General features: G+C 67.7%; 13 protein-coding genes and 1 tRNA gene. 12 read left to right on the top strand and 2 right to left on the bottom strand.

Going from position 1 to position 14,510, the window contains the following annotated elements:
* The first annotated feature begins 70 nt into the window (after window positions 1-70).
* On the top strand, window positions 71-1,327 hold the full coding sequence (galK, locus tag CJ197_RS03660) for a galactokinase (protein ID WP_255407868.1): 1,257 nt from the start codon (window positions 71-73) through the stop codon (window positions 1,325-1,327).
* Here galK and CJ197_RS03655 read toward each other — a convergent pair.
* On the bottom strand, window positions 1,315-2,301 hold the full coding sequence (locus CJ197_RS03655) for an adenosine deaminase (protein ID WP_369801477.1): 987 nt from the start codon (window positions 2,299-2,301) through the stop codon (window positions 1,315-1,317). The two genes, galK and CJ197_RS03655, sit on opposite strands and share 13 nt — an antisense overlap.
* A gap of 74 nt (window positions 2,302-2,375) precedes the next feature.
* Window positions 2,376-3,560 carry a pyridoxal phosphate-dependent aminotransferase gene (locus CJ197_RS03650; RefSeq protein ID WP_233190638.1) on the bottom strand — a complete coding sequence of 395 codons (1,185 nt, stop codon included), beginning with the start codon at window positions 3,558-3,560 and terminating at the stop codon, window positions 2,376-2,378.
* 446 nt (window positions 3,561-4,006) lie between these two features.
* Between CJ197_RS03650 and CJ197_RS03645 the strand changes: the two genes are divergently transcribed.
* The 11 genes from CJ197_RS03645 to CJ197_RS03595 all read left to right on the top strand — a co-directional run bounded on the left by CJ197_RS03645 (window position 4,007) and on the right by CJ197_RS03595 (window position 14,350).
* Window positions 4,007-4,079: transfer RNA gene (locus CJ197_RS03645), tRNA-Trp, on the top strand.
* 72 nt (window positions 4,080-4,151) lie between these two features.
* Window positions 4,152-4,409 (top strand): preprotein translocase subunit SecE, encoded by a 258-nt coding sequence (secE, locus tag CJ197_RS03640; RefSeq protein ID WP_102235395.1) that lies wholly within the window; start codon window positions 4,152-4,154, stop codon window positions 4,407-4,409.
* A 66-nt stretch (window positions 4,410-4,475) separates the two neighbouring features.
* Complete coding sequence (gene nusG / locus CJ197_RS03635) at window positions 4,476-5,354, top strand: transcription termination/antitermination protein NusG (RefSeq protein ID WP_102235394.1); 879 nt, start codon at window positions 4,476-4,478, stop codon at window positions 5,352-5,354.
* Window positions 5,355-5,580: 226 nt separating this feature from the next.
* Window positions 5,581-6,012 carry a 50S ribosomal protein L11 gene (gene rplK / locus CJ197_RS03630; protein WP_102235393.1) on the top strand — a complete coding sequence of 144 codons (432 nt, stop codon included), beginning with the start codon at window positions 5,581-5,583 and terminating at the stop codon, window positions 6,010-6,012.
* Between the two features lie 5 nt (window positions 6,013-6,017).
* Complete coding sequence (gene rplA, locus CJ197_RS03625; protein ID WP_102235392.1) at window positions 6,018-6,737, top strand: 50S ribosomal protein L1; 720 nt, start codon at window positions 6,018-6,020, stop codon at window positions 6,735-6,737.
* A gap of 266 nt (window positions 6,738-7,003) precedes the next feature.
* Window positions 7,004-8,653: a peptide MFS transporter gene (locus tag CJ197_RS03620; RefSeq protein WP_233190632.1), complete on the top strand. Its 1,650-nt coding sequence runs from the start codon at window positions 7,004-7,006 to the stop codon at window positions 8,651-8,653.
* A 110-nt stretch (window positions 8,654-8,763) separates the two neighbouring features.
* Entirely contained in the window at window positions 8,764-9,981 is a 1,218-nt protein-coding gene (locus tag CJ197_RS03615; RefSeq protein ID WP_102235391.1) for a hypothetical protein, read from the top strand.
* A gap of 225 nt (window positions 9,982-10,206) precedes the next feature.
* Complete coding sequence (locus CJ197_RS03610; protein WP_102235390.1) at window positions 10,207-10,887, top strand: response regulator transcription factor; 681 nt, start codon at window positions 10,207-10,209, stop codon at window positions 10,885-10,887.
* A 110-nt stretch (window positions 10,888-10,997) separates the two neighbouring features.
* The gene (locus CJ197_RS03605) at window positions 10,998-11,348 is read left to right on the top strand and encodes a hypothetical protein (RefSeq protein WP_102235389.1); all 351 of its coding nucleotides are present in this window, start codon (window positions 10,998-11,000) and stop codon (window positions 11,346-11,348) included.
* Window positions 11,349-11,384: 36 nt separating this feature from the next.
* Window positions 11,385-12,113, top strand: a complete 729-nt coding sequence (locus CJ197_RS03600) for an ABC transporter ATP-binding protein (protein WP_199173863.1) — start codon at window positions 11,385-11,387, stop codon at window positions 12,111-12,113.
* A gap of 92 nt (window positions 12,114-12,205) precedes the next feature.
* Window positions 12,206-14,350: a hypothetical protein gene (locus CJ197_RS03595; protein WP_146007692.1), complete on the top strand. Its 2,145-nt coding sequence runs from the start codon at window positions 12,206-12,208 to the stop codon at window positions 14,348-14,350.
* Window positions 14,351-14,510: the final 160 nt, after the last annotated feature.

The raw sequence follows: 14,510 nt of genomic DNA, 5'->3' as shown, positions 1-14,510 counted from the left end.
GCCTAGAATCGCTGGCCTCACCCGGCGCTCAGCACGCCCTATATCCCTGACCGTGGTGAAAGGAATCCCCGTGACCTCTCAGACCCCTGCGACCAGCGCCCCCGCCACCGCGGAGAACACTGTGGCGCTGTCCGCCGCCCCCGAGCGCACGGAGGCCGCCGAGCGCGTGCACGCCATGTTCGTGGAGGCCTTCGGCTATGAGCCCGATGGGGTGTGGTCCGCCCCGGGGCGGGTCAACATCATCGGTGAGCACGTGGACTATCAGGACGGGCTGTGCCTGCCGATGGCGATCTCGCACCGCTGCTTCGCGGCCGCCGCCCGCACCCCCACGAACCTGCTGCGCCTGCGCTCCGCCCAGGAGGACCAGATCCTGGAGATCGACGCGACCGAGCTCGAACCCGGCGCGATCACCGGCTGGCCCGCCTACGTGGCCGGGGTGCTGTGGGCGCTGCGCTCCCATATCTCCGGTGCCACCACCCGGGGGATGGACATCATGATCAACGGGCAGGTGCCGCTCGGGGCGGGGCTGTCCAGTTCGGCGGCGCTCGAATGCGCGGCCGCGGAGGCGATCGAGTCGCTGCTGACGCTGGGCACCACCCCGCTGCAGCGCGTGCAGGCCGCGATCACCGCGGAGACCGACTTCGCCGGTGCCTCGACCGGGGGCCTGGATCAGTCCGCGTCGGTGCTCTCCCGTTCCGGGCACGCCCTGTTCTTGGACTGCCGTGACTTCTCCACCCGCCTGGTGCCGTGGGATCTCGCCTCCCAGGACCTCGCCCTGCTGATCACCGACACCCGCGCCGAGCACTCCCATGTGGATGGCGAGTACACGGCTCGCCGCGCCGATTCCGAGCGCGCCGCCCAGGAGCTGGGCGTTCAGACCCTGCGGGATATCGAGGTTGAGGGGGACCAGGAGCTGCAGGAGCGCCTGGCGGCCATCGCCGACGAGACTGTGCGCCGCCGCGCCCACCATGTCATCACGGAGATCCAGCGGGTCAAGGCATTCGATGCGCTGCTCGAATCCGGCACCGTGCGTGAGCATGTCGCGGAGCTCGGCGCCCTGCTGAACGCCTCCCATGACTCGCTGCGCGATGACTACGAGGTGACGGTCGAGGCGCTCGATACCGCAGTGGATGCGGCCCGGGCAGCCGGGGCCCATGGCGCCCGGATGACCGGCGGCGGTTTCGGCGGTTCCACGATCGCGCTGGTGGAGGCTGATCAGGCGCAGAGCATCGCGCAGGCGATCGCCGCGGCCTTCGCTGAGAAGGGCCTCGACGCGCCGGAGTTCTTCCTGGCCCTGCCCTCAGAGGGTGCCGGTCAGGACCGCTGAGAGGCGGGGGCCGGGCCTGCAGTGTCCGTCGGCCCCTCCAGCCACTCCCGCACCCCGTTGAGCAGGCGCTCCTTGACCTCCGTTGGCGCGGCGGAGATGCGGATCGACGCGGCCGCCAGCTGCGCGAGCTCCGCATCGGAGAAGCCCATCCTGCGGGCGATCGCGTACTGATCCAACAGGCGCGAGTCGAACAGCAGCGGATCATCGGCCCCGAGCGCCACCTGCGCCCCGGCCTGCACGAGGGCGCGCACCGGTACGTGGTGCGCCTCCTCGACCACGCCGAGGGAGGCATTGGAGGCCGGGCACACCTCCAGGCCGATCCCCGCCTCGACCACGCGCTCCAGCAGCGCCGGGTCCTCCGCGGAGCGCACCCCGTGGCCCAGCCGGTCCGGCTGCAGGGAGTCCACGACCTCGCGCACGTGGCGGGGCCCCAGCAGCTCCCCACCATGGGGGACCGACAGCAACCCGGCATCCTTGGCGATGCGGAAGGCGGGGCCGAACTCCGCGGTGACGCCGCGCCGCTCGTCGTTGGACAGCCCGAACCCGATCACCCGACCGGTATGGCGCGCCGCGAGCCGGGCGAGGGTGCGGGCATCCAGCGGATGCCGGGTGCGGCTGGCAGCGATCACCAGGCCGATGCTCACCCCGGTCTCCCGCTCGGAGATCTCCGCCTGATCCAGCAGGATCTCGATCGCCGGGGTCAGCCCGCCGACGAACGGCGCATAGCTGGTGGGGTCGACCTGCAGCTCGAGCCGCCCGGAGCCCTCGGCCCCATCATCCTGCGCGGCCTCATGCAGGATCCGCCGCATCGCGGACTCGGAATCCACGACGGCGCGCGCCGCGTCATACAGCCGCTGGAAGCGGAACCAGCCGCGCCGAGTGGCCTCCACCTGCAGGGCCGTGCCGTCGGTGAGGCCGCGCGGCAGGCGGATCCCGCGCTCGCGCGCGAGCTCCTCGAGGGTGCTCTGCCGCATCGAGCCGGTGAAGTGCAGGTGCAGATGTGCCTTCGGCAGCGCTGCGAGGTCCCGGCCCGGACCTGCCGGGGTGCTCACTCGCTCAGCAGGGCGATGACCCGGTCGATGCCCTCGATCAGCTCGTCATCGCCGAGCGCGTAGGAGAACCGCAGATGCCCGGGGGCGCCGAAGGCCTCGCCCGGCACGGCGGCGACCTCCGCCTCCTCGAGGATCACGGTGGCCAGCTCGCTCGAGCTGTCCACGCGGCGGCCCCGGATCTCGCGGCCCAGCACCGCGGAGACATCCGGGAAGGCGTAGAACGCCCCGCTCGGGGTGGGCACCGAGAAGCCCGGCACCTGCGCGAGCTTGTCGAGGATCAGGCGGCGACGCCGATCGAAGGCCTCCCGCATCGCCTCCACGGGCTCCGTCGGCCCGGTGAGGGCGGCAAGGGCCGCGCGCTGGGCGATGTTGTTGACGTTCGAGGTGAGGTGGGACTGCAGGTTCGTGGCCGCCTTGATGACGTCGGTCGGGCCGACCATCCAGCCCACGCGCCACCCGGTCATCGCGAAGGACTTCGCCACCCCGCCCAGGATCACGGTGCGCTCGACGAGTTCGGGCACGGCCCGCAGCACGGAGGTGAAGGGCATGTCCCCGTAGGTGAGGGCCTGGTAGATCTCATCGGTGACGACCCACAGCCCGTGCTCGAGTGCCCAGCTGCCGATCGCGGTGACCTGCTCGGGGGTGAGCACCGCGCCGGTGGGGTTCGACGGGGAGCACAGCACGAGCATCCGGCTGCGCTCGGTGCGTGCGGCCTCGAGCTGCTCGACGGTGGGCACATACCCCTGTTCGGCGCCGGCCAGCACCGGGACCTCCACCGCGCCGGTCTGGCGGATCGCCTCCGGATAGGTGGTCCAGTACGGGGCCGGCAGCAGCACCTCATCCCCGGGATCCAGCAGCGTCGCGAAGGCCTGGAACACCGCCTGCTTGCCGCCGTTGGTGACGAGCACCTGCGCCGGCTCGATGGGCAGGCCGCTGGTGGAGCCGACGTGCTCGGCCAGGGCCTCGCGAAGCTCCGGCAGGCCCGCGGTGGGGGAGTAGCGGTGGTTCTTCGGGTCCCGCGCCGCGGCGACCGCGGCCTCGACGATGTGCTCGGGGGTGGGGAAGTCCGGCTCCCCGGCGCCGAAGCCGATCACGGGACGGCCCGCGGCCTTGAGCGCCTTCGCAGTGGAGTCCACGGCGAGGGTGGCAGAGGGCTGGATCGCGCTGATCCGCGCGGAGATCCGACGCTCGGCAGAGGGCGCGTCCGCGGGAGAGGCGGCGGGCTGCGGGGCCGAGGCGTCGAAGTGGTCGGTGGTGCATGCGTCGTCGGTGCTCACCTGCCAATCCTCGCAAAACCGGCGGCGCGGTGCCAGCAGGTGCGCGGCCGCGCCGTCCCATCGGCCGGACCGGCGCCGCAGTCTGGGGCGGCCGATGGGACGGTGCCGCTGCCCGCGAGCCCCCGCGCCGCTCCCGGGAAGACCCGAGCCCCCATACGCCGGTCCCGGCGGGGCTGAGCCCCCGCGCGCCGCTCCTGGCGGGCTGAGCGCCGGGGGATGAGAGATGTGATCTGCTGCCGACCGATTCGCACGGCCGCCCCGGGGCTTGTATGCTGTTCGCTGGCCCGAACGGCCCGCGCCCTGATCCACCCGATCGGCACGGACCTGAGGTCTCACGGGTTCCTCCGTGAAGGGCAGTGGCGCAATTGGTAGCGCAGCGGTCTCCAAAACCGCAGGTTGCAGGTTCGAGTCCTGTCTGCCCTGCCGAACCGGTCGGCTGATCCGGCCGGGACGAGGCCGCACCACGAGATCACGACCAGATCGGAAACCGCACCTGTGACTTCCAGCCAGAACACCCAGGCGACGCCCACCGGCGACGCCCCGGGCTCCGGGTCCTCGAACCCGTTCCTGGCGATCGGGCTGTTCATCCGCCAGGTCATCGCCGAGCTGCGCAAGGTCGTCGTCCCCACCCGCAAGGAACTCGTGACCTACTCGTTCACGGTGCTGCTGTTCGTCACCTTCATGATCCTTCTGATCTTCGGCCTGGACTCGGCCTTCGGCTGGCTCTCGCAGATCGCCTTCACGGCATCCTGACGCCCGCCGCACCGCGTCCCTCCACGACACCAGACCACCGCCGCCAGGAAGGCAGGTTCCGCCCCGATGAGCGATACGAGCTCCACCCCCGAGGAGTCCTACCAGGACGTCGATGATTCCCTGAGCTTCTCCTCCTCCCCGCAGGCCGAGGCCGAGCAGTCCGCTGCCCCCGAGCCCGCCCCGGAGACCGTCGAGGTCGAGGAGCAGGCGGAGGTCGCGGAGCCGGAGACCCCGGGCGACAACGAGACCGCCGATGGCACCGACGCTCCTGAGTCCGCCGACGCGGCTGATTCCGCTGAGGCGTCTGCGGTGCCCGCCGCCGAGGAGGAGCCGGAGGAGGATCCCCTCGCCGAGCTGCGCATGCGCCTGCGCTCCGCCCCCGGCGACTGGTACGTCATCCACTCCTACTCCGGGCACGAGAACCGCGTGAAGACCCAGCTGGCCACGCGCATCGAGACCCAGGACATGGAGGAGTACATCTTCGAGGTCCAGGTCCCGATGGAGGACGCGACCGAGGTCAAGAACGGCCAGAAGAAGATGGTCCGACGGGTCCGCGTGCCCGGCTACGTGCTGGTGCGCATGGACCTGACCACCGAGTCCTGGCGCGTCGTGCGCGACACCCCGGGCGTGACCGGGTTCGTCGGCAACGCGACCGATCCGACGCCGCTGACCTTCGATGAGATCTACTCCCTGCTGGCCCCCTCCGTGGGCCTGCCGGAGAAGAAGCGTTCCTCCGGCGGCTCTGCGAGCAAGCCCGCGGCCGCGCAGAAGATGCCCGATTTCCAGGTCGGCGAGTCCGTCACCGTCATGGACGGTCCCTTCGAGACCATGCCCGCGACCATCGCGGAGATCCACACCGAGGCGCGCAAGCTGCAGGTGCTGGTCTCCATCTTCGGGCGCGAGACCCCGGTCGAGCTCGCCTTCGACCAGGTCGCCAAGATCTGACCCGCCGGACCCGGCCCCGTCGGCCGGATCCATCCCGGGTTTCGGGCGGTGCGCGGCGGACCCGCCGCGCGGTAGGGCCGAGATCACGCGTGATCTCCCTCGACGCCGCCCCGATGTGCAGGTAACGTCGAACCTCGGACTGTGCCGCGCGCTGCGCGGGACCGTCCAGCCGTGGGAGGAGCGCCTGATGAGCTCCGCCCGAACCACACCACAGTAAGGAAGAGCAATGGCTCCCAAGAAGAAGATCGCGAGCGTCATCAAGCTCCAGATCCAGGCCGGCCAGGCCACGCCTGCGCCGCCCGTCGGCCCTGCGCTCGGCGCGGCCGGCGTGAACATGATGGAGTTCGTCAAGGCCTACAACGATCGCACCGCGGATATGCGCGGCAACATCGTGCCGGTCGAGATCACCGTGTACGAGGATCGCTCGTTCACCTTCATCACCAAGACCCCGCCGGCGGCGGAGCTCATCAAGAAGGCCGCTGGCCTGCAGAAGGGCTCCTCGACCCCGCACACCGACAAGGTCGGCAAGATCACCCAGGCGCAGGCCCGCGAGATCGCGGAGACCAAGATGCCTGATCTGAACGCGAACGACATCGAGGCCGCGGCGAAGATCGTCGAGGGCACCGCTCGTTCCATGGGCATCACGGTGGAGGGCTGAGACAGATGGCATTCCGTAGCAAGGCGTACAAGAACGGCGCTGCCCTGATCGAAGAGGGCCGCACCTACTCCCCGCTGGACGCGCTGCGTCTGGCCCAGAAGTCCAACCCCGCGAAGTTCGATGCCTCCGTCGAGGTCTCGATGCGCCTGGGCGTGGATCCCCGCAAGGCGGATCAGATGGTGCGCGGCACCGTCAACCTGCCCAACGGCACCGGCAAGACGTCCCGCGTGATCGTGTTCGCGACTGGTCCGCAGGCCGAGGCCGCCCGGGAGGCGGGCGCCGATGAGGTGGGCGACGACGAGCTGATCGAGAAGGTCGCCGGTGGCTGGACCGACTTCGACGCGGCCGTGGCCACCCCGAACCTCATGGGCAAGGTCGGCAAGCTGGGTCGTGTGCTGGGCCCCCGCGGCCTCATGCCGAACCCCAAGACCGGCACCGTCACCATGGACACCGCCAAGGCCGTGTCCGACATCAAGGGCGGCAAGATCGAGTTCCGCACCGATCGCGCGGCGAACCTCCACTACATCGTGGGCAAGGTGTCCTTCACCGATCAGCAGCTGGTGGAGAACTACGTCGCGGCGCTGGATGAGATCCTGCGCCTGAAGCCGGCATCCTCGAAGGGCCGCTACATCACCAAGATCACCGTGTCCACGACGATGGGCCCGGGCATCCCGGTCGATGTGAACCGCACCCGCAACCTCCTGGAGGACACCGACGAGTCCTGAGACTCCTCGGTTCCTCTCACGGCGCCCCGTCCACCCCAGCGGTGGGCGGGGCGCCGTCGTATGTGGCATCGGAGACCGATGCGTCCGCGCACAAAACGGTTAAGTCCGGGATATGAGTCATCATGGTGGTTTCGGGACCTTTGGGGTAGAAGTCGCGCTCGGGAACCGGGACCCTGTATGCGCCGGAGCAGAGAAGCTCCGCGCGCCTCCGGGGGACGCACAGGGACCGCTGGGGGCGAAGACGTGCCTGGAAGGACCATCTCCCCATGACCCAATCCCGACCCCCGATGCCCACAGAGCCGCCCTCTCGCCAGGGATCGGGTGGCACCGGCACCACCGCCCTCGGACCCGATGGCGTCACCGAACCGCGGATGCGCTTCGCCCCCGACACCCTGCGTGACGGTCCGTCGGCGGAGGACAGGTCCTTCATCGGCCATCCCGGGGGTCTGCCGTGGATGCTGCAGGTGGAGATGTGGGAGCGCTTCAGCTGGTTCGGCATGCGCGCGATCCTGCTGTACTTCCTCGTGGACACGGTCGCCAACGGCGGCCTGGGGCTCAGCACCACCGCTGGCCAGGTGGTCGTCTCCGCCTACGGCGCAGCCGTGCTGCTCATGACGATCCCCGGCGGCATCTTCGCCGACCGCATCCTGGGTCCGTGGATGTCCACCCTGGTCGGCGGCTCCATCATCATGACCGGCCACGTCGTGCTCGCGATCCCGATGGTCGCCACCTCCTGGGCGGGCCTGATCCTCATCGCCGTGGGCACCGGCTTCATCAAGCCGAACCTCTCCACCGTGGTCGGCGGGCTGTATGACCAGGACGATCCGCGCCGCGACACCGGCTTCATGTACTTCTACATGTCGGTGAACGTCGGCTCCCTCGTCGCACCGTTCATCGTCGGCGCGCTCCGCCACGCCTTCGGGTACCACATCGGCTTCATCGCCGCTGCGATCGGCATGGCGCTGGCCCTGATCTCCTTCTGGTACGGCCGCAAGAAGCTCTCCACTTTCGCCTACACCGTCCCGAACCCCCTCAAGCCAGGGGAGGGGAAAAAGCTGCTGGGCCTGGCGGCGCTCATCGCCGTGGTCGCCACGGTGCTGGTGGTCCTGTTCCAGCTGCTGCTGGGGGAGCTGACCAGTGCGATCGCCTGGGCGCTGTTCCTGTTCGCCCTCGGCACCGCCGGCGTCTACTTCGTGACCATGGTGAAGAGTCCCAAGGTGACGCCCGAGGAGCGGGTGCACCTGGGCGCCTTCGCCCCGCTGTGGGTGGGCAACGTCCTGTTCGTGCTGATCTTCGAGCAGGCCGCCGGGAAGATGGCCACCTTCGCCCTGGAGCACACGGACCGCTCAGTGCTGGGTCTGTTCGACCTCACCCCCGAGGCGTACCAGTCCTTCAACCCGACGTTCGTGCTGATCCTCGCCCCGATCCTGGGCTGGCTGTTCCTGAAGCGGCAGGGGCGCTTCCCCTCCACGGCGCAGAAGTTCGCGATCTCGCTGGTGATCATCGGCATCTCGGCGCTCATGATGGGCTACGGGTTCAGTGCTTTCCCGGGCGGTGCGGCGCTGGCCCCGTTCTGGTTCCTCATCGCCGTGTTCTTCGTGCAGACCGTCGCGGAGCTGCTTATGAACCCGGTGGGGCTGTCGGTCACCACCAAGCTCGCTCCGCGCCACTTCGCCTCCCAGACGATGACGCTGTGGTACCTCGCCCCGGCCGTCGGCATGGGCCTCACCTCCGTGGTCATCCAGCTCATGTCCGGCTTCTCCGACGGTGTGTACTACGCGGTCCTCGGTGGTGTGACGCTGCTCGTCTCCCTGGGCATGTTCGCGATCGCCCCCTGGGTGCAGTCCAAGATGGACGACGTGGAGACCCGACACGATAAGAAGGCCGACGAGGAGGCCGTGTCGGTCGAGGGCTGATTCCCGCGGAGCCTTGAGTCCTCAAGGATCGTGAGGCGTCCCGTCCACCCCGCGGTGGGCGGGACGTTGCACAGTCGCCCCGTTCTTTCGCTGTGCGGCATGATCAGGTCATGACGCTCATCGGAACGCTCGAGCTTCCCGGCGAGATGGAGGACCCCCGGGCGATGCGCTGGCGACGCCGTGTGTTCGGGCCACGTCTGATCGACGGCCCTGTGCGTGGCATCGCGCTGCTTCTCATGGTGTTAAGCCTGTTGCCCACAAACTTCGATCAGCCCGGCCCGCTGTACGCGGCGACGGTGGTTGCCTGCGCGGTACTCACTCTGCTCGGGGCATGGTTCCCTGGCACAGTTGCGCTGCTCTCCACGGCCGGATTCATGGGAGAGACCCTTCTGTTCCCGGCATCACTGGGAAACTTTTTTCTGCCGCTGATCGTGTCCGGAGCCGTGGCGTTAGTGCATCAGCGGTGGGGCGCCATGACCGGTGCTACAGCAGGGCTTGGCCTGGCCACGATAGTCCAGACCTTCACCTGGCCGGATCCTGCGTCGAGTCCGCCCGTCTGGGGTGACTGGGTGATCTGGCTCTTGGCCATCACCCTCGCGGGAGGAGCTCTGCTTCTCCAGATCCATCTCGATCGCGCTGTCGCCCACGCAACAGACTCTGCCGTCGAGGCAGAGCGTCAGCTGGAGCTGATTCGGCTCCAACACGCTGCTGACACGCACGACACCGTCTCGAATGCCCTGATGACCCAGAAGGCGATCATCACCGTTCTTGCCGGCTCTCCTCAGTCCACAGTGGACCGCCAGATCCTGGGAGAGCTGGCTCTGGTGAACTCGCGGGCGCAGCTGGGTCTTCGGCAGCTCCTCGCACGGATCCACGGCACCCGGTCGGCTGCGAGCCCTGTCGATCTGCTGCGGGAGATCGAGCGCACGATGCTCACGATCCGCTCCAGCACGGAGGCCGCTGGGTACACCATCCGCAGTACCATGAGCATCGTAGGCATGCCGGTATCGGCCAGCTTCGTCGATGAGGTTCAGCTGATCCTCTTCGAGTTGGTGACGAACATTCTCAAACACTCCGGGTCGCCCGATCGGGCCACCCTGGAAGTCTCGACCTCGTCCGGGTCACATGGCCGGGAGCTGATCCTCGCCACCTCTAATCCAGCATCGCCCCGAGATGATCTTCCTGCGGCCCCGTGGTCGATCGAGCATCGCGCACGACGTCTCGATGGCGCCTGCACCATGGCTCAGCGGGATCATTGGGTCCACGTGCGCGTCACGATCCCCCTCAAGTGCCAGTCCGATCATCCTGAAGCTCATCCGTGCAGATGATGCGCTCCGACTACGTAACCGATCCAATGCTTCTATGGGAAGGACGCTGCTCATCATTCTATGCTCCGTACTCTTAGTGTTCGGGGTGCCCTCTGGCCGTACTGAGGTTCTCTCCGGCGAAGCACATATCAATTCCGTGGCCATCGCTCAGCATCCCGATGGGCACGAGATTCGGTGTCAGCTCTGGCGCTTGTTCGACCACGCGCGGTACGCCAAGGAGTGCCTATGACGGTGAATCCGCGCCCGGGAGAGAAGGACGTCGTGCGGGTCCTGATCGTGGACGACGACACATGGACCGCACGCGCACTGGCCCAGACCATCACCGCCTCCGGTCAGATCGAGATCGTCGCGCATGCGCACGAGGGCACTGCTGCGGTAGAGCTGTTCCGGATCCATCGGCCTGATGTGGTCCTCATGGACGTCTCCATGCCTCGCGGCATGAACGGCATCGATGCCACCGAGCGCATGATGGGCAACGATGCCGAGGCCAAGATCATCCTCATCACGACCTCATGTCCCAGCCCGGCGCTGCGCCGTGCCCTGGCCTCAGGAGCGCTCGGAGCTGTGGCCAAGGACGCCCCCGCTGATGTGCTCGTCGACGTCGTGCTCTCCGTCGTGGCAGGACCGTCGTCTGCAACGCTGCGAGAGCAGACGGCCGAGCTCCTGCACGCGGTCGATGCCTCCACTGGTACAGATCACCCGGTGCCGCGCCTGACCGCCGCGGAACTTCAGACCCTGCAGTTGCTGGCCCGCGGCTGGAACTACGAGGAGATCGCCGCCCACCTCGTCGTCAGCGTCAACACCGTGAAAACGCACACCAGCCATCTCCGCCAGAAGCTCGACGCACGCAACCTTCAACAGCTGCTTGTCACGGCTCGTGCGTACCGATTCATCGACCTGCCCTGACCCCGCCGGGCGGTAGTTCATTCGCACAGATGATGCCGCGGCTCTGAGCCTCAGTGACGATGTGGATGCGAGCCGACGATGGCTCGCATCATCACCGAAGGAGATCCTCGATGAAGAACCTCACGACCAAGGCAATCCTTACTGCGACCGGAGCTCTCATCGTGCTGGGCGGAGGGCTCAGCTCCGCGAGTGCTTACACGTCCTACCTTGCTGATAGTGCGGGCCGAGCCGATGTAAGCAGCACGCGCACGTCCTACTCCGTGAAGGACACCAAGGGAGATGGGAATCGGGTCTACGGCGACTTCTGGCTCAACACCGGCGCCAAGCGCCAACTGGTGACGAAGGCGTACAACCAGACCGTCTCCCAAAAGCTCTCTGGTTCAGAGAAGGTAGCGTCCTTCCGGGCGTGCCTGGATCGTCCCGTCGAGTTTGATACTTGCGCCAAGCGACAGTACATCTGATCCCCACTCTCGCCACGCCCGCCTCGGCAGCGCCACATGGCCGAGGCGGGCGCTTCCCCACTACGTACTTCCTTCACGAAAGTCTCTTCGCCCATGCTCGAGGTTCATCAGCTCGTCATCGCCTACGGTCGGCGCACAGTCCTCTCCGGTGTTGATTTCACGCTTCCAGCAGGTGCGTCGGCAGCCGTGCAGGGCCGTTCTGGAAGCGGAAAATCCTCTCTGCTCGCTGCGATCCTCGGCATGGTGACACCGTCCTCGGGGGACATTACTGTCAACGGCGAGTCGGTGATCAGAATGCGCTCGGCGGCGCGGCGAGATTTTCTCCGGCACACCGTGTCCATGGTCTTCCAGCACGGTGAGCTCATCGATGAGCTCGAGCCGTCGGAGAACGTCGAGGTTGCGGCGCTGCTCGCGGGGCAGAGCCGCAACGATGCCCGTCACAGTGCAGCGCAGCTCCTGAGTGATCTCGACGTGCAGGCCACCGGGATCCTCACACGAGATCTTTCCGGTGGTGAGCGGCAGCGCGTCGCCGTGGCCAGGGCACTCATCACGAAGCCTCAGCTCGTCCTCGCCGATGAGCCGACCGGTTCTCTCGATGCCGAGTTCCGGGACATGGTCGGTAACCTCGTGCTGTCGATACCCGAGCGGTGGGGCAGCTCTGTTCTCATGGTGACGCACGATCCGGACCTCGCGGCTCGTGCCGATTCCTCGTATCGCGTTGTGGCGGTTCCAGGAGAGTCCTCGCGGTGGGAGGCGGTTGCATGAGCATCGGCCGAAGCACCCCTCAGGCGGCCACGATGTTTCGCCTTGGGTGGCGGGGGGACGCCACACACTTCGAGCGGCGTATCGCCTCGGCGATGATCGCGCTGGCCACGGCTGCGATGGTGCTGTCCACAGGGTTCCTCGGGATCATCTGCGCGACGTTTCAGGAGCGGCTCGAGACCGACCACAGCCGTATCGCAGATGGCTGGTTCTCCGGTGAGAGCGCCACGGCAGAGGGAGCACGGTGGCGCATCGTCGCTGACGCGGTCGAGGACCGATGGGTCGACGTCATCATCGTCGTCCCCGAGGAATCCACTCCCCTCCCTCCCGGGCTGGAGGCCTGGCCGGAGCCCGGGACCGTCGTGCTGTCACCAGCACTTGCCGCTCATCCTGATGGTGCAATCATCGCCGAGCGCTATGGAGTCTTGTCCCAGCAGCAGGTACAGGCAGAAGGTCTCGTCTCACCCCAAGAGCGCATCGCATATGTCCGACCCAGCGCTGCAACCGAGCAGCAGACCTTCGGTTACTCCGTTTCATCGTTCGGCATGCCTTCCCCCGTTGAGCTGACCAGCGAAGGGCTGACCGGCGGCCCCGCGCGCCAACGGGGCATCTGGAACATCACCATCGGTTTTACGCTCGGCGTCATCGCCCCCGCCCTGTTGTTCATGGCCATCGCATCACGCACCGCATCCGCGCGACGCGACCAGCGGCGGCAGATGCTGCACATCCTCGGCGCGGGGCGCAGGGAGGATATCGCCTTCCTCCTCGGTGTCTTCGCGGTTCCCTTCACGGTAGGCATCGCGAGCGCGGGGGCAGTCATCACTGCTCTGATGGTCTTTGATCTCTACATCCCGATCGGCCGCTACACGATCCAATCGGCGGATCTGCGGGCCCATCTGCTGTGGGTGATCGGCGCTGTCCTCCTCGGCGCGAGCATTGCCGCTGCAATGCTGCTCGGGTTGAACCAGCTCCGACGGCACCGTGGCACCCGCCCTCGGTCCTCCCAGCGTCCGGACAAGCTCCGGCAGATGCTTCCGCTTCCGCTTGTTGCCGTGGCGATGATCATCGCGTGGCTGAACACTGGTCGATGGGAGCTCAGCGCCCTGCGGCTGTTCGTCACCTACGGCGGCATAGCAGCTATTGCCATCTGCCTTCCCGGGTTCATCGGCATCATCACCTCGCTCGCAGCACGTGCCCTCGCCGCGTGGGGACAGCGATACGGCATCGTGAGCGCCCTGGTCGTAGGACGCCTCATGATGGCCGATCCGGGAGCGGTGCGTCGCCTCAGTGCCGGCATGGCCCTGGTCATCATCCTCGTGGCCCACCTCATGACGCTCGGCACCATGACCACCTCGACATTCAGGGAGGCCGCTGCCCTGCGCGACCGCTTCGGGGACTCCCTGCTGGTACTGGACATCTCCCGCAGCGGTGATGAGGCGCCGCAGCTCGTGGATGATGCGCTCTCGGGCAACGGTGATGTCATCGCCGTGATGACCCACTACGGGAACTCCCCGAGCGACCCGGTCCGCGCAACGGTCACCGGATCCTGCGATGCGCTGACAGCGCTCGGCCTGCCGTGCACCGATGGTCCGCTGGAGACGTCGGACCAGGTGGATGACGACAGAGGACGCTGGATGCTCGGTGGCATCGACGAGGTGCAGATCGCCGTGGGCAGCGCCTGGGATATCTCCCCCGATGGGGAAGCGCCCGCAATCTATGCCGTCTCACTGGACGGCGAGGATCTTCCCCGCGAGGAGATCGCGATTGAACTGTCCCAGCAGGTGCTGCCCCGCCCCGAGCTGTCGAACATCGGCGAAGAGTGGCTGCTGGGTTACTGGACCGGCTACGACAGCCTCTACCGCTGGCACCCGTTGATCGCAGTAGTGGCAACAGTGCTGCTGGCGCTGGCGATCTCCGGTGTCGTGCTCGGGGACTCCGATGGAGCATCGGATCGGCTCGGGGTGCTGAGCATGTGGGCACCCGGGCCGGGGCTCTCCCTCGGGGTCGCAGTCGGTCGAGTCCTGATCCCGCTCTTGGCTGCCATCGTCACCGGCGGTGTCACCGCCTTCGCCACGACGTTCCCCTACACACTTCCACCCTTCAACGGATTCCTCCCGCCGGGATACTTCCTGGCCACCTCGGTGCTGCCGGTGCTGGCGGCACTGGTCATGGCCTCAATCGCGGCCCTCGCGCAGCACCGAGCCCTGCGTCGATGGCGGCCCGGTGCGTCGTCTGCGTGAGCCATCCCGGTGGCACTCCGCCCAGGAGACGGCAATGCCCCGACCCGCATCATCGAGATCACGGACGAGAGGTCAAGCCGCTGTGCGCGGCTGACCGCACTCAGCGAAGGGCCCCGCACCGATCACCGGTGCGGGGCCCTCCCGTCAGCTGCTCGGCTGC

Origin of the sequence: Brachybacterium sp. UMB0905 (assembly GCF_002871795.1) — a bacterium.
Lineage (GTDB): Bacteria > Actinomycetota > Actinomycetes > Actinomycetales > Dermabacteraceae > Brachybacterium.
Note: the sequence above shows the minus strand (reverse complement) of the source record. Positions and strands in the feature narration are given on the sequence as shown.

Excerpts from the sequence above, each read along its gene's own strand:
- CJ197_RS03610 (WP_102235390.1), top strand. The coding sequence starts at position 10,207 with ATGACGGTGAATCCGCGCCCGGGAGAGAAGGACGTCGTGCGGGTCCTG.
- CJ197_RS03615 (WP_102235391.1), top strand. The coding sequence starts at position 8,764 with ATGACGCTCATCGGAACGCTCGAGCTTCCCGGCGAGATGGAGGACCCC.
- CJ197_RS03600 (WP_199173863.1), top strand. The coding sequence starts at position 11,385 with ATGGCCGAGGCGGGCGCTTCCCCACTACGTACTTCCTTCACGAAAGTC.
- rplA (WP_102235392.1), top strand. The coding sequence starts at position 6,018 with ATGGCATTCCGTAGCAAGGCGTACAAGAACGGCGCTGCCCTGATCGAA.
- rplK (WP_102235393.1), top strand. The coding sequence starts at position 5,581 with ATGGCTCCCAAGAAGAAGATCGCGAGCGTCATCAAGCTCCAGATCCAG.
- nusG (WP_102235394.1), top strand. The coding sequence starts at position 4,476 with ATGAGCGATACGAGCTCCACCCCCGAGGAGTCCTACCAGGACGTCGAT.
- CJ197_RS03655 (WP_369801477.1), bottom strand. The coding sequence starts at position 2,301 with ATGCGGCAGAGCACCCTCGAGGAGCTCGCGCGCGAGCGCGGGATCCGC.
- CJ197_RS03595 (WP_146007692.1), top strand. The coding sequence starts at position 12,206 with ATGATCGCGCTGGCCACGGCTGCGATGGTGCTGTCCACAGGGTTCCTC.
- CJ197_RS03620 (WP_233190632.1), top strand. The coding sequence starts at position 7,004 with ATGACCCAATCCCGACCCCCGATGCCCACAGAGCCGCCCTCTCGCCAG.
- CJ197_RS03605 (WP_102235389.1), top strand. The coding sequence starts at position 10,998 with ATGAAGAACCTCACGACCAAGGCAATCCTTACTGCGACCGGAGCTCTC.